The sequence below is a fragment of the Rhodococcus pyridinivorans genome, assembly GCF_900105195.1.
In the GTDB taxonomy this organism is placed as follows: domain Bacteria; phylum Actinomycetota; class Actinomycetes; order Mycobacteriales; family Mycobacteriaceae; genus Rhodococcus; species Rhodococcus pyridinivorans.
The window spans coordinates 84,143-108,945 of sequence record NZ_FNRX01000002.1; the positions used below are offsets into that span (position 1 = coordinate 84,143).

The 24,803-nt window shown below is 68.3% G+C and carries 24 protein-coding genes, 1 tRNA gene and 1 rRNA gene; 9 read left to right on the plus strand and 17 right to left on the minus strand.

The genetic code is table 11. The annotated features are described in order from the left end of the window. Positions 1 to 12: 12 nt before the first annotated feature. Positions 13 to 879 carry a cation diffusion facilitator family transporter gene (locus BLV31_RS01065; RefSeq protein WP_170318520.1) on the plus strand — a complete coding sequence of 289 codons (867 nt, stop codon included), beginning with the start codon at positions 13 to 15 and terminating at the stop codon, positions 877 to 879. Between the two features lie 4 nt (positions 880 to 883). On the opposite strand, the gene BLV31_RS01070 is transcribed toward BLV31_RS01065, so the two are convergent. Next, on the minus strand, positions 884 to 1,486 hold the full coding sequence (locus BLV31_RS01070; protein ID WP_006552522.1) for a LysE/ArgO family amino acid transporter: 603 nt from the start codon (positions 1,484 to 1,486) through the stop codon (positions 884 to 886). Positions 1,487 to 1,558: 72 nt separating this feature from the next. Here BLV31_RS01070 and BLV31_RS01075 point away from each other — a divergent pair, with 72 nt between their 5' ends. Further along, complete coding sequence (locus BLV31_RS01075) at positions 1,559 to 2,440, plus strand: LysR family transcriptional regulator ArgP (protein ID WP_024102747.1); 882 nt, start codon at positions 1,559 to 1,561, stop codon at positions 2,438 to 2,440. Positions 2,441 to 2,520: 80 nt separating this feature from the next. Here the strand turns inward: BLV31_RS01075 and BLV31_RS01080 are convergent, their stop codons facing one another. From BLV31_RS01080 to BLV31_RS01105, 6 genes are all read right to left on the minus strand, one after another. Continuing rightward, positions 2,521 to 3,558, minus strand: a complete 1,038-nt coding sequence (locus BLV31_RS01080; RefSeq protein WP_039958153.1) for a MarR family transcriptional regulator — start codon at positions 3,556 to 3,558, stop codon at positions 2,521 to 2,523. A gap of 143 nt (positions 3,559 to 3,701) precedes the next feature. Further along, entirely contained in the window at positions 3,702 to 5,591 is a 1,890-nt protein-coding gene (locus BLV31_RS01085) for an ABC transporter ATP-binding protein (RefSeq protein ID WP_006552525.1), read from the minus strand. After that, positions 5,588 to 7,315, minus strand: coding sequence for an ABC transporter ATP-binding protein (locus tag BLV31_RS01090; protein ID WP_064061112.1), 1,728 nt, complete (start codon positions 7,313 to 7,315; stop codon positions 5,588 to 5,590). Before BLV31_RS01090 ends, BLV31_RS01085 begins: the two co-directional genes overlap by 4 nt. Positions 7,316 to 7,409: 94 nt before the next feature. Beyond that, positions 7,410 to 9,746, minus strand: coding sequence for an MMPL family transporter (locus BLV31_RS01095; protein ID WP_006552527.1), 2,337 nt, complete (start codon positions 9,744 to 9,746; stop codon positions 7,410 to 7,412). Positions 9,747 to 9,813: 67 nt separating this feature from the next. Next, a complete protein-coding gene (locus BLV31_RS01100) occupies positions 9,814 to 10,407 on the minus strand; it encodes a TetR/AcrR family transcriptional regulator (RefSeq protein ID WP_064061105.1) in 594 nt (197 codons plus the stop codon). 96 nt (positions 10,408 to 10,503) lie between these two features. Then, a complete protein-coding gene (locus tag BLV31_RS01105) occupies positions 10,504 to 10,968 on the minus strand; it encodes an RrF2 family transcriptional regulator (protein WP_064061106.1) in 465 nt (154 codons plus the stop codon). Between the two features lie 197 nt (positions 10,969 to 11,165). Between BLV31_RS01105 and BLV31_RS01110 the strand changes: the two genes are divergently transcribed. Continuing rightward, positions 11,166 to 12,113 carry a sterol desaturase family protein gene (locus tag BLV31_RS01110; RefSeq protein WP_039586724.1) on the plus strand — a complete coding sequence of 316 codons (948 nt, stop codon included), beginning with the start codon at positions 11,166 to 11,168 and terminating at the stop codon, positions 12,111 to 12,113. On the opposite strand, the gene BLV31_RS01115 is transcribed toward BLV31_RS01110, so the two are convergent. Both BLV31_RS01115 and BLV31_RS01120 read right to left on the minus strand, forming a co-directional pair. After that, on the minus strand, positions 12,094 to 12,780 hold the full coding sequence (locus BLV31_RS01115; RefSeq protein WP_006552531.1) for a YceI family protein: 687 nt from the start codon (positions 12,778 to 12,780) through the stop codon (positions 12,094 to 12,096). The genes BLV31_RS01110 and BLV31_RS01115 overlap by 20 nt on opposite strands. A 9-nt stretch (positions 12,781 to 12,789) precedes the next feature. Then, positions 12,790 to 14,334 (minus strand): MFS transporter, encoded by a 1,545-nt coding sequence (locus BLV31_RS01120; RefSeq protein ID WP_139192924.1) that lies wholly within the window; start codon positions 14,332 to 14,334, stop codon positions 12,790 to 12,792. Positions 14,335 to 14,432: 98 nt separating this feature from the next. On the opposite strand from BLV31_RS01120, the gene BLV31_RS01125 reads away from it, so the two are divergent. After that, positions 14,433 to 14,975: a TetR/AcrR family transcriptional regulator gene (locus tag BLV31_RS01125; protein ID WP_019290308.1), complete on the plus strand. Its 543-nt coding sequence runs from the start codon at positions 14,433 to 14,435 to the stop codon at positions 14,973 to 14,975. 63 nt (positions 14,976 to 15,038) lie between these two features. Here the strand turns inward: BLV31_RS01125 and BLV31_RS01130 are convergent, their stop codons facing one another. Further along, positions 15,039 to 15,533 (minus strand): metallophosphoesterase family protein, encoded by a 495-nt coding sequence (locus BLV31_RS01130; RefSeq protein WP_006552534.1) that lies wholly within the window; start codon positions 15,531 to 15,533, stop codon positions 15,039 to 15,041. 94 nt (positions 15,534 to 15,627) lie between these two features. Between BLV31_RS01130 and BLV31_RS01135 the strand changes: the two genes are divergently transcribed. Together BLV31_RS01135 and BLV31_RS01140 are read left to right on the plus strand one after the other, a co-directional pair. After that, positions 15,628 to 16,425, plus strand: coding sequence for an SDR family oxidoreductase (locus BLV31_RS01135; RefSeq protein ID WP_006552535.1), 798 nt, complete (start codon positions 15,628 to 15,630; stop codon positions 16,423 to 16,425). 69 nt (positions 16,426 to 16,494) lie between these two features. Further along, positions 16,495 to 17,115, plus strand: a complete 621-nt coding sequence (locus BLV31_RS01140; RefSeq protein ID WP_254778493.1) for a hypothetical protein — start codon at positions 16,495 to 16,497, stop codon at positions 17,113 to 17,115. Here BLV31_RS01140 and BLV31_RS01145 read toward each other — a convergent pair. The 4 genes from BLV31_RS01145 to BLV31_RS01160 all read right to left on the minus strand — a co-directional run bounded on the left by BLV31_RS01145 (position 17,069) and on the right by BLV31_RS01160 (position 19,132). Beyond that, a complete protein-coding gene (locus BLV31_RS01145) occupies positions 17,069 to 17,818 on the minus strand; it encodes an alpha/beta fold hydrolase (protein WP_248846259.1) in 750 nt (249 codons plus the stop codon). The genes BLV31_RS01140 and BLV31_RS01145 overlap by 47 nt on opposite strands. 139 nt (positions 17,819 to 17,957) lie before the next feature. Continuing rightward, positions 17,958 to 18,048 (minus strand) — tRNA-Ser (locus tag BLV31_RS01150). A gap of 46 nt (positions 18,049 to 18,094) precedes the next feature. Next, entirely contained in the window at positions 18,095 to 18,571 is a 477-nt protein-coding gene (locus BLV31_RS01155) for a nucleoside deaminase (RefSeq protein ID WP_019290311.1), read from the minus strand. After that, a complete protein-coding gene (locus BLV31_RS01160) occupies positions 18,572 to 19,132 on the minus strand; it encodes a tRNA adenosine deaminase-associated protein (RefSeq protein WP_024102735.1) in 561 nt (186 codons plus the stop codon). A 48-nt stretch (positions 19,133 to 19,180) separates the two neighbouring features. Here BLV31_RS01160 and BLV31_RS01165 point away from each other — a divergent pair, with 48 nt between their 5' ends. Continuing rightward, positions 19,181 to 20,143 carry a prephenate dehydrogenase gene (locus tag BLV31_RS01165; protein ID WP_024102734.1) on the plus strand — a complete coding sequence of 321 codons (963 nt, stop codon included), beginning with the start codon at positions 19,181 to 19,183 and terminating at the stop codon, positions 20,141 to 20,143. Continuing rightward, on the plus strand, positions 20,131 to 21,477 hold the full coding sequence (locus BLV31_RS01170; RefSeq protein WP_039586730.1) for an amidase: 1,347 nt from the start codon (positions 20,131 to 20,133) through the stop codon (positions 21,475 to 21,477). Before BLV31_RS01165 ends, BLV31_RS01170 begins: the two co-directional genes overlap by 13 nt. Here the strand turns inward: BLV31_RS01170 and BLV31_RS01175 are convergent. Then, positions 21,474 to 22,073, minus strand: a complete 600-nt coding sequence (locus BLV31_RS01175; protein WP_072740572.1) for a putative glycolipid-binding domain-containing protein — start codon at positions 22,071 to 22,073, stop codon at positions 21,474 to 21,476. The genes BLV31_RS01170 and BLV31_RS01175 overlap by 4 nt on opposite strands. An 86-nt stretch (positions 22,074 to 22,159) precedes the next feature. Beyond that, positions 22,160 to 23,179 carry a hypothetical protein gene (locus tag BLV31_RS01180; RefSeq protein ID WP_064061109.1) on the minus strand — a complete coding sequence of 340 codons (1,020 nt, stop codon included), beginning with the start codon at positions 23,177 to 23,179 and terminating at the stop codon, positions 22,160 to 22,162. A 157-nt stretch (positions 23,180 to 23,336) separates the two neighbouring features. On the opposite strand from BLV31_RS01180, the gene BLV31_RS01185 reads away from it, so the two are divergent. Continuing rightward, on the plus strand, positions 23,337 to 24,452 hold the full coding sequence (locus BLV31_RS01185; protein ID WP_231413647.1) for a GIY-YIG nuclease family protein: 1,116 nt from the start codon (positions 23,337 to 23,339) through the stop codon (positions 24,450 to 24,452). Positions 24,453 to 24,590: 138 nt separating this feature from the next. Here BLV31_RS01185 and rrf read toward each other — a convergent pair. Beyond that, positions 24,591 to 24,707 (minus strand): 5S ribosomal RNA (gene rrf / locus BLV31_RS01190). Between the last annotated feature and the right edge of the window lie 96 nt (positions 24,708 to 24,803).

Genomic DNA, 24,803 nt, shown 5'->3' on the forward strand with positions numbered 1-24,803 from the left:
CACCGCCTGTTGATGCGGTTCATGCTGCTGTCGGTGGCGACCGCGCTCGCGACGATGCTGCTGAAGGCATCGGCGGCGTGGATCACCGGATCCGTGGGTCTGTTGTCGGACGCACTCGAATCCGGGGTCAACCTCGTCGCGGCGCTCGTCGGTCTCGCGGCGCTACGTCTCGCCGCGAAGCCGGCCGATGCGAACCACGATTTCGGGCACGGGAAGGCCGAGTACCTCTCCGCCGCGGTCGAGGGCACCATGGTCTTCGCCGCCGCGACGGTGATCCTGTGGACCTCGGTCGAGCGCCTGATCTCACCGCAGCCGGTGACCGAGGTCGGACTCGGTCTCCTCCTGTCGGCCGGATCGTCGGCGCTCAATCTCGTGGTCGGTCTGCTGCTCATCCGGCAGGGTCGGGCACACCGGTCGATCACGCTGGTCGCCGACGGGAAACACCTGCTGACGGACGTGTGGACGTCGGCGGGCGTGCTCGTCGGCGTCGCGCTGGTCGCGCTGTCCGGGTGGGACGTGCTCGACCCGATCGTGGCGATCCTCGTCGCCCTGAACATCCTGCGGATCGGTTTCGGCCTCGTGCGGCAGGCGGTCGTCGGCATGCTCGACGCGGTTCTTCCCCCGGAGGACGTGACGGCGGTGAACGCCGTCCTCGACCGCTATCGGGAACCGGGGGTGGTGACGATCCTGCCGCCGCGCACCCGCGAGTCGGGACGTCAGCGCTTCGTCTACCTCGTCGTGCGGGTGCCGGGCGACTGGACGGTGCGGGCCGGGCACGACCTGCTCGACCGCATCGAGGCCGATCTCGCCGAGGCGCTGCCCGGTGTCGTGGTGTTCAGCCATCTCGAGCCCGACCGCGCCCCCACGGGACGCAGATGAGTGATCAGGACGAGGCGACGAGTCCGGCACCGAGGCCGAGCATCAGGACCGCGACGCCACCGTCGAGGATGCGCCACGAGGACGGCTTGGCGAACCAGGCGCGCAGATAGCGGGCCCCGTACCCGAGGGCGGCGAACCACACGACGCTCGCGGTGATCGCCCCGGCACCGAACCACCACCGGCCGGGGTTGCCGTAGTGGTTGGCCACCGAACCGAGCATGAGCACGGTGTCGAGATAGGTGTGTGGGTTGAGCCAGGTCAGCGCCAGACAGGTCAGCAGAGCCGCGCCGATGGTGACGGCACCGCCCGGGGCAGCGGACAGTGCCGACGGCTTCAGCGCGCGACGTGCCGCGAAGAGTCCGTAGCAGATGAGGAAAGCGGCACCCGCCCAACGGATCACGTCGATCGCGCCGGGAGCGCGGTCGAGGATCGTCGCGATCCCGGCGATGCCCGCGGTGATGAGCACGGCGTCGGAGATCACGCAGATCGCGATCACAGGCAGCACGAATCGTCGCGCGATCGCCATGCGCAGGACGAAGGCATTCTGCGCACCGATGGCGGCGATGAGGGACAGACCTGTGACGAATCCGGCGACGACGAGTGACATGGCATCGACGCTAGGAATCCTGTCGAGATAAGAACAGTTGATTTTGCTGTACCTGCATTAGAGTTTCTTAATGTGGATCTCGACTTCGCTCAACTTCGCACTTTTGCAACGGTATTGGACGAGGGCACTTTCGAGGGTGCGGCGGCTGTTCTTCGCGTCACACCGTCCGCGGTGAGCCAACGCATCAAGTCGCTCGAACAACACGTCGGTCAGGTACTGCTGCGACGGACCCGGCCCGTCAGCGCGACCGCGGCCGGCGAAGTGGTGATGCGGCTCGCCCGGCAGGTCGCGCGGCTGGAGCAAGACGCCTCCGAGGAACTCGGTCTCGGCGCCGACACCGGGAGTTACGCCACGATCCCGCTCGTCGTCAACGCCGACTCGATGTCCACCTGGATGCTGCGCGCCCTGGCCCGGATGCCCGTGCGCTACCGAGCCCTGTTCGAACTGCACCGCGAGGACGAGTTCCACTCCACGGATCTGTTGCGCGACGGAACCGCCATGGCAGCGGTCACCTCCGTCCCCGAACCCGTGCAGGGCTGCACGTCCGAGAAGCTCGGCGCCATGCGCTATCACGCGATGGCGAGCGTGGACTTCGCCGAACGCTGGTTCCCCGAGGGCATGACCCCCACCGAACTGCGGGAGGCCCCGATGCTCACCTTCGACCGCAAGGACGACATGCAGGATCGCTTCGTCCGCAAGCGGACCCGGCGGCGGCTGAATCCGCCGCGCAACTACGTTCCGGGCGCCCTCGAATTCGTCGAGGCCGCGCGGCTGGGCTTGGGCTGGGCCATGCTCCCCGACGCGATGGTCGCCGACACGACCGATCTCGTGAGCCTGGCCCCGGACGACCCGATCGCCGTGCCGCTGTACTGGCAGCGGTGGCGGCTGGACTCCCCCGTGCTCGACGCGCTGACCGATGCGGTCCGTCGCACCGCGCGCGAAGTGCTGCACTGACCTCCCGGAATCCGACCTTCCGAAACGGGAGCGGCCTGACGCCCCACCTCGGTCAGCGGCATGCGCCAGACCTTGTCGTCTCACCGCGCCTGCATCGCGCCGATCGGGTCGACATACATCACCCGCGACGCCGCACCGAGCGCCGCCGCCGACCGCAGATCGTCATCGGCTTCCGAGAACCGCAGCGGCACATCGTTGTACGACGACTGCTGCCGGTAACCGTCGGACACGTCCTCGCGCTCCCGTCCATGTCGGGTGAACAGCTCACCACCGACGGTCACCACGTCGGGATTGACGACGTCGCGCACCAGCGCGACCGCACGGCCGAGGAGCACCGCCTGGTTCGGCGACGGGTCGGTGCCATCGGCACTCCCCGGTTCGAGTACAGCACAGAACGATTCGATGTCGTCGGCCGAGGACCGTGCGAGGCCGTCCACGAGCCACGCCATCGAGATCGATTCCTCCGCACACAGATACAGCCAGCTCTCGGGTCGTCGCCGGAAGGCGCTCTCGCACCGGCGGTATTCGACCTCCGCGACCGCCTCCACGTACGGAACGACCGTGTACGGCGTGGGCACGATCGCCCGGAACAACACGTCCACGGGCGCTTCGCACCAGCCCAGTCGCGGGTGGTCGAGCGCCCCTCGGTGCTCGTCGTACAGACCACCCACCGCGAGCCCTGCCCACAGCGGCTGCCTGCCTCGCTGGTGGGACTCGTGCACCCGCAGCGCCGCACCGATCGCGGCGAAGACGTCGAACACCGACGCCGGTGTCGCGAAGGTCGTCCGGTGCAGTTCCCGTCCGAGCAGGTCGCCGGAAACCACCCGGGTCTCCCGCTCCCCCAGATGGATACCGGCGAGGAAACCCCGTTCGGTGTCCACCTCCACCGGCACGTGCGGCCGTCCCACCCGTCCCCGCGGAGCGAGATCGGGGCGGTCGCGCAGCAACCCGTGCTCGAGCAACGACGTCACCGCCCGGTTGACCGTCGACGCCGACAGGCCCGTGAAATCGGCGAGCATCGTGCGCGTCGCCGGTCCCCCACGTCGCAGATGCTGCATGATCCGCCCCGCCGGTGTGGTCTCGTCGACCCGGAAGACCCCCGGTCGTCCAGATCGCACGGAGACCCCCGGTCGCGCAGAGCGCAGGAGATCGAGAGGTGACCGTACCGCTGTTGTCCGCACCTCCGTCATGGCCAGAAGTGTCCCGTCCCGCCCGCGAGGACGGAATGTTTTGTATCAGGCCGCGCCGAAGTCTCCCGCGTTCACTCCACGAGTGCCTTGAACTGCGCGTCGTACAGCCTCGCGTACGCACCGGCCGCCTCGAGCAGCCCCTCGTGGGTGCCCTGTTCGACGATCCGTCCGTCCTCCATCACCACGATGCGGTCGGCGTTCCGGATGGTCGACAGGCGGTGAGCGATGACGAAGCTGGTGCGGTCGTCGCGCAATCGCGCGGTGGCCTGCTGGACGAGCAGTTCGGTGCGGGTGTCGACCGAGCTCGTCGCCTCGTCGAGGATGAGGATCGACGGCTTGGACACGAACGCCCGCGCGATCGTGATGAGCTGACGCTCACCGGCGCTGAGGTTGCCGTCGTTCTCCTCGTCGATGATCGTGTCGTAGCCGTCGGGCAGGGCCCGCACGAAACGGTCGACGTAACTCATCCTGGCCGCGGACATGATCTGGTTCTCGGTGGCGTACGGATTGCCGTAGGCGATGTTCTCGCGGATGGTGCCGCCGAACAGCCAGGTGTCCTGCAGGACGATGCCGATGCGCGAGCGCAGTTCGTCGCGGGACATCGAACGGATGTCCACGCCGTCGACGAGGATCCGACCCGCGTCGACCTCGTAGAAGCGCAGGATCAGGTTGATGAGGGTGGTCTTGCCGGCGCCCGTGGGTCCGACGATCGCGATCATCTGACCCGGTTCGGCCCGCAACGACAGGTTCTCGATGAGCGGCCGATCGGGGGTGTACGAGAAGGCGACGTTCTCGAACTCGACGAGTCCGTGCCGGCTCCACGGCATCGTCGGCGCCGCGACCTCCGGTTCCTCCTCCGGTTCGTCGAGCACCGCGAACACCCGCTCGGCCGACGCCGACGCCGACTGCAGGAGGTTGACCATCGCGCCGATCTGCGCGAGCGGCTGCACGAGCTGACGCGAGTACTGGATCATCGCCTGGATCTCACCGAGCGTCGCGGTGCCCGACGCGATCCGCAGACCACCGAGCACGGCGATGACGACATAGCCGACGTTGCCGAGGAAGGTCACGAACGGCATCACCAGTCCGGACACGAACTGCGCGCGGTAGGAGGCCTGGTACAGCGACTCGTTGGTGTCGGTGAAGCGTCGCTGCACCTCCGCGGTCCGGCTGTAGGCGGTGATGAGCTCGTGCCCGGTGAAGGCTTCCTCGATCTGCCCGTTGAGCTTGCCGGTCGTCTCCCACTGCGCGAGGAAGTGCTTGCGCGAGCGACGCGCGATCACTGCCGTCGCCACGACCGACGCCGGAACGGTCAGGATCGCGACGAGCGCGAGCATCGGCGAGATGAACAGCATCATCACCACGAGACCGAGCAGCGTCAGCACCGCGAGGACGAGCTGGGAGATGGACTCCTGCATGCCCGCCGCGACGTTGTCGATGTCGTTGGTGACGCGGCTGAGCAGGTCGCCGCGCGAATGCGTGTCGAAGTAACGCAGCGGCAACCGGTGGATCTTGCGTTCGATCCGCGACCGCATGTCGCGCACGACGCGCTGCACGATCTCGTTGAGGCCGTAGGCGGCGACCCAGATCAGACCGGACGAGAGCAGGTACAGCGCCAGGACGATGACGAGGATCCGGCCGAGGGCCGAGAAGTCGATGCCGAGTCCGGGCACCACGTCCATCCCCGAGACCATGTCGGCGAACTGGTCGCGGCCCTCGGCGCGCAGACCGGCGACGGCTTCTTCCTTGGTCTGTCCGGCGGGGAACTGCATGCCCACCACCCCGTCGAAGATGACGTCGGTGCCGCGGCCGAGCACGAAGGGCGCCACCGACATGCTCACGACGCCGAGGAAGGCGGAGAGCAGCACCGAGTAGACGGCGTAGCGGTGCGGGTGGAGCAGGCCGAGCACCCGGCGGACGGTGCGCAGACGCGACGGTGCCGCCGCTTCCGGAGTCGTCATATCGTGGCCATCCTCTGCGACTCGACGATCTCCGAGTACGTCCGGCACCGGCCGAGCAGACCGAGATGCGTCCCGGAATCGACCATGACGCCGTTGTCGAGGACGACGATGCGGTCGGCGTCCTGCACGGTGGAGACCCGCTGCGCGACGATGAGCACGCACGCGTCGCGTGTCTCGGGTTCGAGCGCCGAGCGCAGGCGGGCGTCGGTCGCCGGGTCGAGTGCGGAGAAGGCGTCGTCGAACAGGTAGATGGCGGGCCGGCGGACGAGGGCGCGAGCGATCGCGAGGCGCTGCCGCTGCCCGCCGGAGACCGTGGTGCCGCCCTGGGAGAGGACCGTGTTCAGTCCGTCCTCGGTCTTGTGGACGAAGTCGGCGGCCTGCGCGACCTCGAGGGCGTGCCACAGTTCGTCGTCGGTGGCGTCGGCGCGTCCGTACCGGAGGTTGTCGGCGATGGTGCCGGAGAACAGGTAGGCCTTTTGCGGCACGACGGCGATGCGCGAGCGCAGCACGTCGGTGTCGAGCGCCCGGACGTCGACACCCGCGACGAGCACCTGCCCGGCGGTGACGTCGATGAGCCGCGGCACGAGGCGCATCATGGTGCTCTTGCCCGATCCGGTGCCGCCGATGATCGCGGTGGTGGAACCGGGGTCGGCGCGGAACGACACCCCGCTGAGCACGGGAGCGTCGGCACCGGGATACGAGAAACCGGCATTGCGGAGTTCGAGGGTGACGCGGGTCGGGAGTTCGCGGACCGGTTCGGCGGGCGAAGACACCGTCGGTTCGGTGTCGAGCACGTCGAGGATGCGCTCGGCGCAGACCGCGGCGCGCGGAGCCATGATCGCGACGAACGACGTCATGAGCACGGCCATGAGGATCTGGGCGATGTAGGTGATCATCGCGGTGATGGAGCCGACCTGCATCGCACCGGAGTCGATACGGTGGGCGCCCACCCACAGGACGCCGACGGTGCTCACATTCGAGATCAGCAGCACCGCCGGGTACAGCACGGAGTTCACGCGGCCGACGCGCAAGGCGGTGGCGGTGAGGTCGTCGTTGGCGCCGTCGAAGCGGGCCTTCTCGGTTTCGTCGCGCACGAATGCCCTGATCACGCGGATGCCGGTGATCTGCTCGCGCAACACCCGATTCACAGCGTCGATGCGCTTCTGCATGACCCGGAAGCCGGGCAGCATGAGCGCGATGAGCGCGGCCATGGTGAAGATCAGCACCGGGACGGCGACGACCAGCACGAGCGAGGTGCCGGGGTCCTGGCGGATCGCCATGATGACGCCACCGATCCCCATGATCGGGGAGGTCACGACGATGGTGCAGGTCATCAGCACGAGCATCTGAACCTGCTGCACGTCGTTGGTGTTGCGGGTGATCAGCGACGGGGCACCGAACGTCCCGAACTCGCGCGCCGAGAACCGCCCCACATTCCGGACGAGCGCGAGCCGCACGTCGCGGCCGAAGCCCATCGCGGCGCGCGCCGCGAAGTAGACGGCACCGGTCGCGGCGCCGACCTCGACGGCGCTGATGACGAGCATCAGCAGACCGGTCCGGACGATGTAATCGATGTCCCCGGTCGCCACGCCGTTGTCGATGATGTCGGCGTTGAGACTCGGGAGCAGCAACATGCCCCCGGTCGCGACCAGCTGCAGGAGTACGACCCCCGCGAGGGCACCCCGATAGGGCGCCATGAAGCGGCGCAACAGCCGTAGCAACATGGGCATTACGCTACCTGCGACTCCCTGCAGCAATCTTCACGATCCATCCGGGCGGCCACGCACCGCGTCGGGTACGTGGCCGCCCGGGGGTTCGTCACACGCGTGCGGATTCCGGTGCGGGCTCGGTGGCACCGAGCTCGCGGGTGAGCTTCTCGCCCTCGACGTCGACGTTCGGAAGGATCCGGTCGAGCCACTTCGGCAGCCACCACGCCTTGTCGCCGAGTAGCGCCATCACCGACGGGATGATGACCATGCGGACGATGAAGGCGTCGAAGAAGACCGCCGCGGCGAGTGCGAAACCGATCGACTTGATCAGCGAGTCCGGTTCGGCGATGAACGCCGCGAACACCGAGATCATGATGATCGCCGCTGCGCTCACCACGCGCGCGCCGTGTGCGAAGCCGCTGCGGACGGCCTCGAGTGCGCTCGCGCCGTGGACGTAGTCCTCACGCATACGCGTCACCAGGAACACTTGGTAGTCCATCGCAAGACCGAAGACGACGCCGATGAGGATGATCGGCATGAAGCTCACGATGGGCTGCGGGTTGGCGATCAGGCCGCCCCAGCCCTCCTGGAAGACCGCGACGGTGGCACCGAAGGTCGCCAGGACGCTGAGCAGGAAGCCGAGGGTTGCGGTGAGCGGCACCAGGATCGAGCGGAACACCAGCATCAGCAGGATGAAGGCGAGGCCGACGACGACCGCGAGGTACGGAGCCAGTGCGCTCTGGAGGCTGTCGGAGACGTCGCCCTCGAGCGCGGTCTGGCCGGTCACGCCGTAGGACAGGCCGAACTCCTCGTTCAGCTCGGTCTCGCCGTCGCGGATGCTCTGGACGAGGTCCATCGTCGCGGGATCGGTCGGGCCGCTGCGCGGAGTGACGAGGATCTGGGCGGTGTCTCCCGCCTCGTTCACCGCGACGATCTGGGCGTTGACGACCTCGTCGTTCTCGTACAGCTTGCCGACGACGGCACCGAACGCGACTGGGGCCTCCACGTCGGCGTTCTGGGTGTCGACGACGACGACCAGCGGGCCGTTGCGTCCGGGACCGAATCCCTCGTCGACCAGGTCGTAGGCCTTGCGGGCGCTGGTCGCCGGATCGGCGGTGGCCTCCGACGGCAGGGCGAGGTTCAGTCCGGTGGCGGGCAGCGCGAGCGCACCGAGGAGGACCACACCGGCGATGAGCGGGATGGCCGGGCGTCGCGTGATCAGGCCGACGAACTTGGCGCCCGCCTTGGGGGTGTCGTCGTCGGAACCGCGCTTGTTCAGGAACGGGATGCGGCCGGCGAAGGCCTTCTCCCCGAACAGTCCGAGCACGGCGGGCAGCAGCGACACGGCGATGAGCACGGCCATGAGCACCGTGAACGCGGCAGCGTAACCCATGACCGACAGGAACGGGATGCCGACGACGCTCAGCGCCATGAGGGCGATGATGACCGTCAGGCCGGCGAAGACGACCGCGGAACCGGCGGTGCCCACGGCACGGCCGGCGGCCTCGGTGCGATCAGAGGTGATGGTGAGTTCGTGCCGGAAGCGCGAGACGATGAACAGCGAGTAGTCGATCGCCACGGCCAGACCGATCATGACCGCCAGCGTCGGGGTCATCGAGCTGAGGTCGGCGAAGCCGGAGGCGATGGTGATGCCGAGGCTGCCGATGCCGACGCCGACGAGTGCGGTGACCAGCGGAAGTCCGGCGGCGACGAGCGAGCCGAAGGTCAGGGTGAGCACGATCGCGGCGATGCCGATGCCGATGAGTTCGGCGGTGCCACCGGGCATGCCCATCTCGGCGGCAGCCGTACCGCTGACCTCGACGGTCAGGCCGGCGTCACGGCCGATCTCGGCGGCGTCGAAGATCTGGTCGCGCAGGGCCTGGTCGACGTCGGTGATCTCGCCCTCGAACGGGACGGTGACGAAGCCGACGGTGCGGTCGGCGCTCAGCGGCGACAGGGCCTGGGCGTCGGACAGCGCAGCCTCTTCGGAGGTGCCCTGCTGCGCGGCGACGGCCTTCATCTGCTCGACGAGACCGGCGTCGGCGAGGACCGGGTTGACCAGCGCGCCGGCCTGTTCCTCCGGCGAGGCGGTGGCGGGGTCGACCTTGGCGGGCGGCGAGACGCGGTCGATGCCGCGGACCGCGGCGAGGACCTCGTCGACGGCGGCCAGGTTCTCGGGGTCGTCGAGCGTCTGCCCGTCGGGCGCGGCGAAGACGTAACGCGCGCTGAGCCCGTTCATCGGATCTTCGGTCGACGGGAACCGCTCCGCCATGAGGTCCTGGGTCTTCTGCGCGGGGGTGCCCGGAAGCGTGAACGCGTCCGTGGTGGGCCCGGACAGGGTTGCTGCACCGACCCCGAAGAGCACGAGCAGCGCGATCCAGAAGGACAGCACTGCGCCCTTCCGTCGGTGGGCGAACTTGCCCAGCCGGTACAGGTAGGTCGCCACGGGGCACCCTTTCTATGTCGGAAGATCCTGGTGGGGTCGGATGGTCGGAACGGGCAGAGGTCCGGAATCAGGAGAATCCGCGTCGGAGCTGGTCGAACGCCTCGCGGATGAGCTCTTCGACCGACCGGTCCGTCGTCCCGGTCGCGTGTGTCTCCATGGCCGCGCGCACGGCGCCCATGGCGGCGTAGTTCAGCAGCGAGGGGTACAGGTCGGCATCGGGGTCGGTGCCGGTGCGTTCGGCGATGATCTCGACGAGCAACTGCGACGAACGCCGCTCGACCTCGATCTGCCGGGACAACAGCACGTTGCTCTCCTCGAGCAGGGTGATGCACGCGACGATCTCGCCGAACGGCCAGTCGGGGTTCTGCACGACGTCCAGGGCCACCGCGAGCAGCGAATCCATGATGTCCTCGTCGGCGGGACGATCGCGCAGCAGGTCGATCCACTCCTCGACCCGAGTCTCGAGATACGCGAGGACGGCGTCTTCCTTGCTCGCGAAGTAGTTGTGGAAGGTGCGGGTCGAGACACCCGCGCGCGCTGCGATCGCATCGGCCGTCACGGCGGCCAGACCGTGTTCACGAGCGAGTTCGGCCGCGGCGGTCGCGAGAGCCGCACGAGTGGCCGCCTTCTTGCGGTCGCGCAGGCCGGGAGTGATGGTCACTCCATCCAGGTTACTGATTTTGCAGAGTTCTGTAAGTTTGCAGAGTCATGCAAATTTATGACATCGCCCACAGGCGTTCCCGGCCTATCGCGGGCTTCACACCCGGCGACGCTCCCAGGCGCCCGGATCCTTCGTAAGATCCTCCACGAAACCGGGGAGGTCTCCCGTGACGACATCCGCGAGCGATACCTCTTCGAGCACGGCGCGCAGGTTCACACGCACCGCGATCCACACGTCCTGCAGCCGTTCGGCCGCCCCGCTGTAGACGACGTCCTCGGGCCGCTCGCCACGCACCGACGCCAGCGGGCCCTCGACCGTGCGGATGATGTCGGCAATGGAGATCTCGGCCGCGGGTCGCGCGAGCCAGTAACCGCCCTCCGGTCCCCGCCGGCTGTTCACCAACCCACCGCGACGCAGGTCGGCGAGAACGGCCTCGAGGAACTTGTGCGGGATGGTCTGCGCCGCCGCGAGGGTCTCCGCCTTCGTCAGGCGACCGTCCTCGATCGCCGCGAGTTCGAGCAGGGTCCGCACGGCGTAGTCGACCCTCGCGGTGATGTGCATGCCATGCCTCTCGCGCTGCCTGATGTCGTCGGCCGGCCCGTCTCGACGGGACGGGTCAATTCCTACCAGCAATACCGAACCACCCGGAATCGTGAGGACGCGAGTCGCCACCCGGGTCCCGATTCGAGGGCCCTGGTGATGCAAGCCACACCAGCGGTAATGTGGACGGTTGTTCACAGCTATCGGAGGTCGTTGCGATGTGGGAAACCCTGCAGGAATCGTGGGGGTCGCTGCTCGACCCCCTCCACGATCCGGTGACCCTGGCGATTCCCGCCTTCCTCACCTTCCTGATCCTCGAATGGATCGCGGCCCGCACCCTCGAACACGTCGAGCCGGGCCCCGACGGACGCACCCGCCCCCCGCGCGGCGGCTACGAGAAGCGGGACGCACGCGCGAGCATCTCGATGGGTCTGGTCTCCATCGTCACGAGCGCCGCATGGAAGGTGCTGGCCCTCGTCGGATATTCGGCCCTGTGGGTCTACGTCGCGCCGTGGCACCTGCCCGCCGACGCCTGGTACACGTGGGTGATCCTGCTCGTCGGCATCGACGTCCTCTGGTACTGGTACCACCGGATGGCGCACCGCGTCCGCCTGGTCTGGGCGACCCACCAGGCGCACCACTCGAGCGAGTACTTCAACTACGCGACCGCGCTGCGCCAGAAGTGGAACAACAGCGGCGAGATCATCATGTGGCTGCCGCTCCCCCTGATCGGCATCCCACCGTGGATGGTTTTCGTCGGCTTCTCCGTCAGCCTCGTCTACCAGTTCTTCGTGCACACCGAGCGGGTCGGCACGCTCCCCCGCCCGATCGAATTCGTGTTCAACACGCCCTCGCACCATCGGGTGCACCACGGCTCCGATCCCGACTACCTCGACCGCAACTACGCGGGCATCCTCATCATCTGGGACCGGATGTTCGGCACCTTCAAGGCCGAGGACCACCGGCCCACCTACGGGCTCACCAAGCCCGTCGGCACGTACAACATCTGGGATCTGCAGACGCACGAGTACCGGGCGATCGCCCGCGACTGGCGTACGGCCGGGACGTTCCGCGACAAGCTCGGTTACGCCTTCGGCCCGCCCGGCTGGGCGCCGAAACAGACCCACGCGGAGGAGACCGAGAACGTCAGTTCTGCTCGAACGTGACGAGGAAGTCGACGCTGCCCGCGCCGTCGACCGTCACGAATCCGAGGTTCGGCGGCTCCACGCCGTAATCGGTCCAGGTGGTGGGGATGCTCCCCGACGCCACGAGACGCTCACCCGTGCGCAGGACGTCGACGTCGACGGTCACGGGCCGTTCGGCGCCGCGCAGGGTGAGCGTGCCGGTCGCGGTGACGGAACCGATGCTGCCGTCGTCGGGCAGGGACGTCAGATCCACGGGCTCGGTGAGGGCGAACGTCGCCGTCGGGTGCGCCGCGGTGTCCATCACCCGAGTGCGAAACTGGCCGTCGCGCTGGCCACTGTCGGTGGTGATGCCCTCGACCTGCACGACGACCTCGGCGGCCTCGAGGGTGCCGTCGGTGATGGTCGCCGAACCGGAGACCTGATCGGTGCTGCCCACCACGGTGACGTCGGCCCCGCGCAGGATCTCGTGCACCGTGTAGCCGGCGGCGGTGCGGTTGGGTTCGGCACCCTCGACGACGGTCCACTCCCCGTCGAGCTCACCGGTCGCGGCTTCGGCACCTTCGGTCGAGACGGACGCGGCGGGCGCGTCGTCCTCGGCGATGAACGTCCCGTACACCCATGGGGCGACGAAGAAGCCGAGCAGCGCCACGACCACGACGGCGACGAGCGCCCACACCAGTTTCCGCATCCTGCAAATTTAAACGATGTCGGATTCCGTGTGGGGTGCTACGTCACTGCGGGGGCGCAACGTGAGCCACGCGACTCCGGCGGAGGCGATCATGAGGACCACCCCGATCCCGGAGGTGATCGTGACGCCGCTGTCGAACGCCGATCCTGCTGCGGCGAGCAACGCGTCGGCCCGGTCGGCGGGCAGGTTCCCGGCCACGGCGTGGGCGCCGCCGAGCGTCTCCCGAGCAACCTCCGACTGTTCCGTGCTCAGCCCGGCAGGGAGCAGGAGATGCGCAGTGTAGGACGCGGAGAGCACCGACCCGAGGATCGCCGTACCGAGCACGGCACCCATCTCGTAGGCCGTCTCCGACACCGCCGACGCGGCACCGGCCTTCGCGGGCGGGACACTCGACACGATGAGGTCGTTCGACAGCGTCTCCGCCGCACCGATACCCGCGCCGAGGACCGCGAACGCCACGATGATCGGGGTGAGCGCCGACGGTGAGGCGAGCAGGAACACCAGCGCGTAGCCGGTCGCCGAGAGCAGGAGCGCGCAGACGATGATCGACGACGGCTGCACCCACCGCACGAGCGCGACGACCGACATCCCGGCCACGACCATCACCGCCAGTCCCGGGACCAGGCTCAGTCCGGCCTCCATCGGGCTCTGTCCGATCACGAGTTGCAGATGCTGGGACACGAAGAACAGGAAGCCCACGAGGGAGACGACGGACAGCAGGTTCACCGCGACGGCACCGGAGAAGGTGGGCACGCGGAACAGACGGACGTCGAGCATGGGGTTCGGGCGCTGCAACTGCCGGCGCACGAACGCGACGAGCGCGACCACACCGACCACGGCCGGAACGACGGCGACGGCACCGAGGCCACTGTCGGCGATCTTCTTGATCGCGAAGACGATCGGCGCAAGGGTCAGCAGTGACAGCGCGATGCTCACGATGTCGATGCGGCCCGGATTCGGGTCCTTCGACTCGGGGACGAACATCGGCGCGAGCACGAGCAGCGGGATCAGCACCGGCACGGCCAACAGGAAGACCGAGCCCCACCAGGCATGTTCGAGCAGGAATCCGCCCATGATCGGCCCGAGTGCAGCGCCCGCCGCGAAACACGAGGCCCAGATCGCGATGGCGAGACGGCGCTGGGTGGCATCGAGAAAGATGTTGCGCAGCAACGACAGCGTGGACGGCATGAGCATGGCCCCGAAGAAGCCGAGTGCACCGCGGGCGGTCACGAGCAGTTCCGCGGACGGTGCGTAGGCCGCAGCGACCGAGACGGCGGCGAATCCGGTCGCGCCGATGAGCAACAGGCGGCGTCGCCCGATGCGGTCGCCGAGGCTGCCCATCGCCACCAGCAGACCTGCGAGCACCAGCGGGTAGATGTCGATGATCCACAACTGTTGCGCAGCGGTGGGCTGCAGCGCGGAGGAGATCCCGGGCAGCGCGAAGGCCAGGACGGTGTTGTCGACCGACACGAGCAGCACCGGAAGCATCAGTACCGCGAGCGCGACCCAGTCCCGAGGAGCCGCCTTCGTCACGGTGGGTTCCGAAACAGGCACAGATGTCGCCACGGATATCGAACTTTCGCGAGAGAGGAATCGAACCGTCGTTACTGTACCAGCTGGACGGTACAGTAACCACGTCGTACGATCGGGCCGTGCCACCTGCCCCTGCCGCCCGCGCCAAACTTCTCGACGCCTTCGTGACGATCCTGCTCGAGCAGGGCGAGCGCGCCGCGACACTCGAGTCCGTCGCCGCGGCGGCGAACGTGTCCAAAGGTGGTCTGCTCTATCACTTCCCGTCCAAGGACGCCCTCGTCGAGGCTCTCGCCGAACACCTCGAGACACTCGCAGCCGACGACGCCGAACTGATGCGCACGGCTCCCGAAGGACCGGCGACCTACTACATCCGCACCTCGGTCTTCGCCGACACCCCGCTCGACCGGGCCATCGTCGCCCTGACCCGCCTGAGCCAGACCGCGAACCCGCGCGCCCAGCAGGCGCTGCGCCGCATCCATCAGGGCTGGTTCGAGGCACTGTCCGACGAGGTCACCGATCCCGCTGCGGCACGAGCGGTGATGCTCATCGGCGACGGGCTCTACTACGGCGCCGCCATGTCGGGCGAGACAAGCACGACGCCGCCCGAGGACGTCGACGAACTCCTGAAAGTCGTGCGGAAACTGATCGGCCCGAGCGACTGAGTTCGGGGAGGTTGCGTGCGTCCGTTCGCGAAAATACGCACACAACCTCCCCTTCGATCGCCCTCACCCGAGCCGATGCAGTTCGACGTCGCGGAGCACGCCGTCGTCGATGGTCGCGGTCATGTAGGTGCAGTACGGCTGCCGACGCCGGTCGGTGGGTGAACCCGGGTTGAGCAGGCGCAATCCGCTCGGCGCGGTCGTGTCCCAGGGGATGTGCGAGTGGCCGAAGACGAGGACGTCGGTGTCGGGATAGGCCGCGGCCATCCGATTGTCGCGCCCGGTCGACGCCCCGGTCTCGTGCACCACCGCGACGCGCACACCGTCGAGGGTCACCCGCGCGACCTCCGGCAGCCGTTCCCGCAGGAGCGGACCGTCGTTGTTGCCCCAACACGCGACCAGCTGCCGGGACCGCTCTTCCAGCGCGTCGAGCAGTGTCACGTCCATCCAGTCGCCCGCGTGGATCACCACGTCCGCGCGGGCCACCTCGTCCCACACCTGCGACGGCAGGTCGCGGGCGCGCGTCGGTACGTGGGTGTCGGCGAGCAGCAGCAGTCGCATGGCCCCAGTCTGCCGTGGGGTCACAGTCTGCCGTGGGTCACGGTCTGCCGTGGGTTCGCAGTGTGCCGCGGGCGCTCATGGGTAACCACGACGCATGACCACTCCAGCTCACGACAGACTCGCCATCGTCACCGGCGCCGACTCCGGCATGGGCAAGGCGACCGCCGAACTGCTCGCCACCGAGGGGTTCGACGTCGGCATCACCTTCCACACCGACGAGGCCGGGGCCGAGGACACCCGCGCCGGGGTCGAACAGCGCGGACAGCGGTGCTTCGTGGCCCGACAGGACCTGACCAGCCCGGACACCGCCGATGTGATCGACGAACTCACCGGAAAGCTCGGCGGTCTCGGGGTGCTGGTGAACAACGCCGGCACCGGACACCGCGACGAGGTGCTCGACCTGTCCTTCGAACGGTGGCGGGAGATGCTCTCCACCGACCTCGACGGCCCGTTCCTGTGCTCCCAACGCGCCGCGCGACACATGATCGACTCCGGGGGCGGCGGCCGCATCGTCAACATCACGAGCGTCCACGAGCACATCCCCCGCTACGGCGCCTCCGCCTACTGCACGGCGAAGGCCGGCCTCGGCATGCTCACGCAGTGCCTCGCCCTCGAATGGGCCCGCTATGGCATCACGGTCAACTCGGTGGCTCCCGGTGAGATCTCCACGCCCATGACCGGCATGGACGAATCCGAGGCCTTCCACGAGGAGCGACCGGGCAACCCCACCGGACGTCCCGGGCACGTCAACGAAGTTGCCTCCGTCGTCGCCTTCCTCGCGTCCCCACGCTCGTCGTACCTGACGGGGCGCTCGATCCCCGTCGACGGCGGCCTCATGTTGATGGCCGCGCACGGACACGACATGAACGACGGGAGTTGGCGCGAACTCTGACGACGACCGGCCGCCCATCCGCTAGCGTCCACCGGCGGATCGGTGGTCGACTCGGAATGGGGGAACTGGATGCGCACGACACCGCCTGCGGAGCGATTCGGGCCGGGAACGGCGAGGGGTTACCGAGCGACCCATCGTCCCGAGGTGTGGGGAGCGCTGATCGGCGCGGGTGGCGCGTCGGCCTTCATGCTCGTGAACGGTGCCGCTCTGGGATCACCGTGGACCTGGATCGTCGTTATCGGATGGTTCTGCGCCATCGCTGTTTTCGTCTGGGCCGTGCTCATACGACCGCGGAGTTTCGAGCAGTTGGAGCCGCCCTCGAAGCAGGCATCGACGATCTACCTCGTGTCGGTCGCGGCCATGGTCGTGCTGATCGTCGGTGGCGCAAGGCTTCTCGCGTTGTTCGATCGTTCGGAACTGACGGTCGCGTGGGTGGTCTGCGTCGTCGGTGCGCACTTCGTTCCCTTCGCACGGGCCTTCGGCCGCGCGATGTTCCGGGTCATGGGCTGGGGAATGCTGGTGATCGGAATCGTCGGTCTGGCAGGCGGTCTCGCATCGCCTGCGGTGGCAGCCGTCGCCGGTGTCGCGGCGGGGCTGTGGATGTTCGCCGTGGTGGTCGCCGACGCCGTCGGCCGACCTCTCGTCACCGGGCGTCGGCCCGACTCCACAGTTCCTCGAGCGCCTCGTTGACTCGTTCCGGCTGCTGGACGTGCGGGTAGAAACCGGGAACTTCGAGCAGTTCTCCCCCGATCCGGTCGGCGACGACCCGCGCCGTGACCGTCAGCGGATCTCCCGCCAGCCGCTTGTACTCGTCGGGTGCGCCCGCCCAGTCACCGACGACGACGAGCTTCGGCCACGGCGCCGCCGCGAGCGACTCGAGGGGGATGTCGGCGTCCCAGCACGGTCTCTCCCGCATCGACGTCGCCGCTGCGCGTAGTCGCTTCGGGGTGGGTTCCGCCGGCGGCATGCCGACGCTCTCCGTGATGAGACGCAGATAGTCCTCCGCAGTGAGCTCGGGCGGGAGCGTCACCTGGGACGCGCGAGCGCGGGCGAGGTTCTCGGCGACCACCGGTTCGCTCTCCGCAACCTTCAGGCACCCGGGCTGGATCAGGCACAGCGACCGCACCAGGTCCGGCCGTTCCACCGCCGCGAGCATCGCTGCGACCGCACCGTACGAATGTCCGACGAGATGGGCGCCGTCACCGAGCAGTTCGACGATGTCGGCGGCGTCCACCTCGTAGTCGGTGCGATGGGCCCCGTCGAGATCCGGCGAGTCGCCGTGCCCGCGGCGGTCCATCAGGATCAGCCGACGTGACGCCCGCAAGGGCCGCTGCCGACCGAATCCGTAGGTCTCGTCGTCTCCCTCGGGCGCTTCGTCGACTCCGCAGTCCACTCGCAATCAAGTTCGCTATCCGCCACAGCAATTGCTGCGGCGGATAGCAAAAGCCGTAGCGGATGCTTCGGACCCCGGCCTTGGCGACCTGCAGACATGAGAAAAGCCCCTCACCTGCACTAACAGGTAAGGGGCTCTCTGGCGGTGGCGGTGGGATTTGAACCCACGGACGGGGGTTACCCGTCACGCGCTTTCGAGGCGCGCTCCTTCGGCCGCTCGGTCACGCCACCGCTGACGACTCTAGCGGATTGCAGGCCTCATCCTGAAATCGCCTGGTCACAGCTCCGAAGCCGGCCCTCGATGTTCCCGGAAGAACGCCTCGAGCACGGCCGCGCACTCGGCTTCGAGCACACCACCGCGCACTTCCGGACGGTGCGTGAGGCGCCGATCGCGCACCACGTCCCACAGCGACCCGACGGCGCCCGTCTTCGGCTCCCATGCCCCGAAGACCACCCGCGATACCCGGGAGAGCACCGACGCTCCCGCGCACATCGTGCAGGGTTCGAGGGTCACGGCGAGGGTTGCGCCCTCGAGACGCCATCCGTCGCCGTAGACCTGCGCTGCCGCGCGCAGAGCGAGCACCTCGGCGTGCGCTGTGGGGTCGCCGGTGGCCTCGCGGGAGTTCGCCGCTCGCGCGATCTCGGTGCCGTCCGGCCCGAACACCACCGCGCCCACCGGTACGTCACCGGCGGGCGCGGCAGCGGCGGCCTCCAGCGCGACCCGGATCAATGCCTCGTCGTCGCGCAGCCCCATCTAACGGAGCTTGTCCAGGGTGTTACCCAGGACGTCGTCGAAACCGAGTCGCTGGGCGATCTCGTCGAGTTGCTCGTCGGGATACAGGTCGGTCTCCGACAGGATCACCGAGAGCACCGGCTCGGGCAGACCCATGTCGGCCAGGATGCCGAGGTCGCCTTCCTCCCACGGCTCGATGTCGTCGAGCTCGTCGGGATCGATATCGGGGATCTCGATGTTCAGCGCATCGAGGACGTCGGCTGCGATGTCGTAGTCGACGGCCATCGTCGCGTCGGACAGCAGCAACCTCGTTCCCGCAGGTGCGGGACGCACGATGATGAAGAATTCGTCGTCCACATTCAGCAGACCGAAGACTGCGCCGGAACTTCTCAGCTCCCGCAACTCGGTCACTGCGGTATCGAGACTCGTCAGTGCGGCACCGGACAACACCCGGCACTTCCAACGACCTTCCTCCCGCGTCACGGCGACGGCGAAGCCGTCGAGGTCGTCGCTCGAATTCCCGGCGGGGTTCCCGCTCTGGGTCACGGAAGGGCTCTTGTTCCCTACACGCTGTGCAGCCATGGGCGCAACGGTAGTCGGCCACGTCCGGTGAATGAAGCCCAGCACGGGATATGCCAACCTGATGAGGTGTCCTCAGCCGTCTCTTCCCCGCCCGTCTGTGTCCTCGGCCTCGGTCTGATCGGTGGTTCTCTGCTGCGCGCCGCCGCGGCCACCGGAAGGCAGGCGTGGGGTTACAACAGGTCGTCGCAGGCCGTGGAGGCCGCCGTCGCCGACGGCTTCGACGCGTCCACCGACCTCACGGCCACGCTGCGTCGCGCAGCCGACACCAGCGCCCTGGTGGTGATCGCGGTGCCGATGCCGGCAGTGGGCAGCATCCTCGAGGCGGTGGCCGAGCACGCCCCCGAGGTCGCGCTCACCGACGTGGTGAGCATCAAGGCGGAAGTGGCCGCTGCCGTCGCCGCTCACGGCCTGTCGCGGCGTTTCGTGGGTGGACACCCCATGGCAGGTACGGCGGAGTCCGGCTGGACCGCTGGGACCGCCGACCTGTTCCGCGACGCGGTGTGGGTGGTGACCGTCGACGACGGCACCGATCCCGAGGTGTGGCGGCAGGTCGCCGACCTCGCGCTCGACTGCGGCTCCGTCGTCGTGCCCGCCGAATCCCGGGAGCACGACGCGGCGGTCGCGCGAGTCTCCCATCTCCCCCATCTCCTCGCCGAAGCGCTGGCCCTCTCGGGCGCCGGAGGCGGCGATCTCGCACTCGGTCTCGCCGCCGGCTCCTTCCGGGACGGCACGCGGGTCGCCGCGACGGCCCCGGCCCTGGTCGACGCGATGTGCGAAGGCAACGCGGAAGCCCTGCTGGTCGCGCTGGACGAGACACTCGAGGTGCTGAGAACGGCCCGGGAGCAACTGGCCGACCGCAGCACCTCCGAACTCACCCGCGCCGGTCACGCGGCTCGGACCCGCTACGAACAGCGCCGTCGCGACCCCATCGTCGGCACGCAGCCCGGCGACGAGGGCTGGATCGCAGCGTTCCGCGAGGCCGGACGACGCGGTGGAGTGTGGACACGATGAACCTCCGCGACATCGCCTCGGCGCTGACCACCGGCAAGACGACCCCCACCGAACACGTCCGCTCGGTTCTCGCCGAACTCGACGCCCTCGTCGGGACCCCCTGGGGGAACACCGTCGCCGCCCGCAACGACGAGGCGGCGCTCGAAGCCGCAGCCCTCGCCGACGAGCAGATCGCCGCCGGGAGCTGGATCGGCCCGTTGCACGGCGTCGCGGTCGCGGTGAAGGACAACATCGACGTCGCCGGGTTCCCCACCCGCTGCGGCAGCGCGGTCCTCGCCGATGCGCCTCCGGCCCGGCGCGATGCTCGCGTCATCGAGAAGCTCCGCGAAGCCGGAGCCATCGTGGTGGCGAAGACCCATCTCCACGAGTTCGCCTACGGGCCCACCGGGTTGATCAATGTGTCCGGCGCGGCCCCCCACCCCCACAACCCGGACCTGATCAGCGGTGGTTCGTCGTCGGGCTCCGCAGTGCTGGTCGCGAGGGGCGTCGTGCCCGTCGCGCTGGGAACCGACACCGGCTGCAGCGTCCGTACCCCGGCGGCGCTGTGCGGGATCGTCGGATTCAAGCCGGGCTTCGGTGCCCTGCCCGAGCAGGGCGTGTTCCCGCTGTCGACGACCTTCGACCACGTCGGTCTGCTCGCCGCCGACGCTCTGGACGCCTCACTCGCGTGGGGCGCCCTTCCGGGCATCGCGCACCTGCGCACCCCGGTCTCCGAACTGCGCATCGGACGCCTGCGGGGCGGCATCTGGGATCTGTCACCCGTCTTCGACGAGGCCGTCGAGACGGCGTGCCGCACCCTCACGGATCTGGGCGCCCGCGTCGTCGACGTGGAACTGCCCGAGACCGACGAGATGCTCGAGCTGTATCCCGTGGTCACCGGCTCGGAAGCATACGAGACGCATCGCGCGTGGTTCGAAGCCGATCCCGACCGCTACCAGCCTCCGACGGCCGCTCTGCTCGCCGCGCAACGCGACCGGCCGGCCTACGAATACATCCACGCGGCCCGGGCGGTGGCGCGACTACGTCACGACGTCGTGCACCGCCTCCGCACCGTGGACAAGCTCGACGCGCTGATCACCGTCACTACCGGCGTGCGTTCGGCGCCGCTGACGAGCGATCCCGTCGAGCTGCGCGCACCGCTGCTGCAGATGTGTGTCCCGTTCAGCGTCCTCGGTGTCCCCGCCCTGTCGGTGCCGGCTCCTGACGGCGGGTCGTCGCCGGTCGGACTCCAGATCGTCGGCCTCACCGGCGGAACGCACGGGCACGGTAGCCACCCCGCCGAATCGGCCGCGTTCGCCGTGGCGATGGCGGTGGAGGCGTCGGGACAGCCCTAGATGCGGGAGGCGAGTCCTCGGTACTCGAGGACGAAGCCGTCCTCGTCGACGGTCACCGACGACGACGAGCGCGGCGACAGCACATGGATGCCGTCGGACGCACTGCTGTAGACGACCGTCGCCTCCTCGATGCTGAGATCGATGAGGTTGACGTAGACGACGGGCACCTCCACGTCGTCGGCTCCGGCCTGCAGGTCGTGCCGGCGGATGGGCAGGGCGTTGAAGAACGGGCTGAACACCACATCGACGTCCAACGCCCCGCCGAAGGTGGACCGCTGATGGTCGATGCCGTTGTCGGACATCCAGATGCCCTCTTCGGACCGGGTGAGGGACATGTGCCGTTCGCCCGAAGCGAGGGTGGTGCGCACCGACAATCGGCGGGTGACACCGTTCTCATCCGTCACCAGGTCGTACGACGCGCTGAAGGCCGGATGGTCGGTGCACTCCGCACCCACGATGCGACCGGACGCCTTGATGCGGCGGCCGGAGAGCTGTACTCGTACCGACTCCATCCGAGACGCATCGGCCGCACGCCACGTGAGTAGCGCGGGCCACGTCGACGCGGAACCGGTGGCGTCAGAGGCTGGGGTGCTCACGGTCTATACGGTATGCGACGAAGCGCACACGGTGGGCAGCGGTGCCGTGATTCGTCCACAACACGGTTGCGGCGGGGCCCACCTGCTCACGCCGTGTCCGGCAACGCCTCGTGCCGGGACATCTGACGCAGGTGGTGTGAGAACACCGACAGCGCCGCGGCGCCCACAGCGACGTTGAGCAGCGCCCCGAACTCCTGGACGGCGAACTCCAGCACGTCGACGAAGAAGACGGTGATCAACGCGGCCGTCCGGAGTGCACGGATCGCCCACCTTCGCCGCCGCCACAAGCCCACCGATCCCACCACGCACAGCAGGACGGTGACGCCGGAGCCGACGAGCTGGATCACGGTCACCACGTTGCTCGTCCGCGCGGCGAGATCCTCCTCCAAGGTCGCAGCGGCATTGAGGAGAATGCCGACGGAGAAAATGGTGAGCAGGGCTGCCGCGACGCGGACGCTGCGCTCACCTCGCAGTCGCTCCGGCAGCCGGAGCGACACCCACGAGAAGCGCGACGGTACCTCCCGGCACCGGGCGAGCAGGAGATCGATCTGTTCGACGACCTCGGGGTCGACTCCACCCTCACGTGCGCGTTCGAGCTGCACTCGCGCCTGGTCGCGATCGGTCGGGGTCAGGCCGTGGGTGAGCCCGTCCGTCGCCGTGAGCGCGGCGTTGGCGAGATACTCGTCGGGCGACGGCCCGCGACGGAGGTGCACCGCTCGATTGACGACGAGCAGCAGCACGACCACCACGTACATGATCGCCACCGAGGGTCGGTAGAAGTAGTCGTTGGTCTTCGTGACGAACTTGCCGACCTCGTCGAGGAACAGGCCGAACCCGATTCCGCCGAGCAGCACCGCGATGCGGTCGGGCGCCCTTCCGATGAAGGTCAACGAGACCATCAACGCGGCGACCATGAGCAGACCGCCCCACAGCACGTGAGCGATGTGCAGGACCGACCCGCCGACCTGCGGATAGCCCATCAGGTGCAGGTACAGACGGGTGACGAGGATGGTCGCGACGGCGATGATGAGAAGTGCTTCGACCTGCGCGGACGACGCGGTGTCCCGCAACAACCGAGAACGGGAACGGGTCCGCACCGCTGTCATGGCACGCGAGCTTATCCGGCTCGGGTTCTCCTCGGGTTCTTCCTCCGGATTCGGCGGCGCGGCGCCTGCGCGGAGCGACTCCCCAATCTTGTGTGTGGCCTAGAGTCGCTCTATGCGCACAGTGTGGACAGTTCCTCCGAACATTGCCCAAACTCTGTTGGAATCTCCCGAGATCCAGATGTTCCTGACCAGCAACGAGTTGCCGGATACAGCGGACGATCCACGCCAGAGACTTGCGGAGTTCACCCACGCGCTCGGCGCCCTCAGCCGTCACATCGGACGCACCTTCGGTTCCGTGGACGCAGCCAACCGCGAACTGTTCGGCGGCTCCGCCGGCAAGGTCCCCGTGGCACTGCGCCTGACCGTCCTGCGGGCTCTCGTGAACCATGTCGAAGACCGCGCCCCCAGCCCGAAACTGCTTCCGAAGAACATCTGCGACCAGCTCGGCGCCTACGTCTACGCCCTGCTCGACCCTCGCGACCGGAGCATCTTCTACGTCGGCGCCGGACGCGGAAATCGCATCTTCACCCTCGTCTGGACGGCGCTCGGAGAGACCTCGAAGCTGACCGAGGCCGGCGAGAAGACACCGCTGGCCACCCCCGAGACCGAGGCGGCTCTGCGGCGCATCCGAACCGTCTACGAGTCCGGCTACGCGGTGGAGCATTTCGTCGTGGCCGACGCGCTGAACCCGAAGACCGACGCCGACCACACCGCCGCAGTGACGGCCGAAGCGGTCATCGCGGCGCTCGGACTGACCGAACCGCACCGCGGCGAATGCGTACTCACCAACCTGGCGGGCGCAACCGAGGAGTCCGAAGCCGATCGCACGGCGATCCCGATCGCGGAGCTCGTCCGTCAGTACTCGGCCTCGCCTGCTCCCGAACTGCCGACGCCATGCGTGGTGCTGCGGGTCAACGAAGCGAAGAAGGCGTCGCCGGCTGCGGTGCGCGAACTCGCGTCCAAGCCGTGGCCGGCAGGATCGGCGGCGCGTGGAATCGACGGACTGCCGATCATCGTCGTCGCCGACAACATCGTCCGCGCGGTCTACCGCGCTACCGGGTGGGAGGCAGCCGCTCGCACGGAGGAGAACGGCGGCACGATCCTCTACCGGTTCGTTGGGGAGGCCGACGAAGAGCTCGAGGGCAAGTTCGTGAACACTCGCGTCACGCCGGACCGGCTGGGTCTCAAGCGTTGGCCGTCGCACGGTTGGGCTCCGCGTCTGACGCGTGCACTGCCGCGGCCGGTCGCGCGTCCGAAGGCACCGCGCCCCTGATTCTCCGGCTGCTTCCCGGTTCGTCTGCGGACCGGGAAGCAGCTCGTGCCGGTTCTCGAAAACCGTTGGGCCGGCACATTTTCTGCATAATAAAACACGAAAGGGGACCCACAGTGTGGGTCCCCTTTCGGAACGGGTGTTCGGCGGTGTCCTACTCTCCCACACCCTGTCGAGTGCAGTACCATCGGCGCAGACAGGCTTAGCTTCCGGGTTCGGAATGGGACCGGGCGTTTCCCTGTCGCTATGACCGCCGTAACTCTATGAAACAATAGTCCACGCAGATTCCTCGAATCACCTGCTGCTGCAGGATTTTCGGATCTGTGTGTGTTGTTTCAGATACCGCACAGTGGA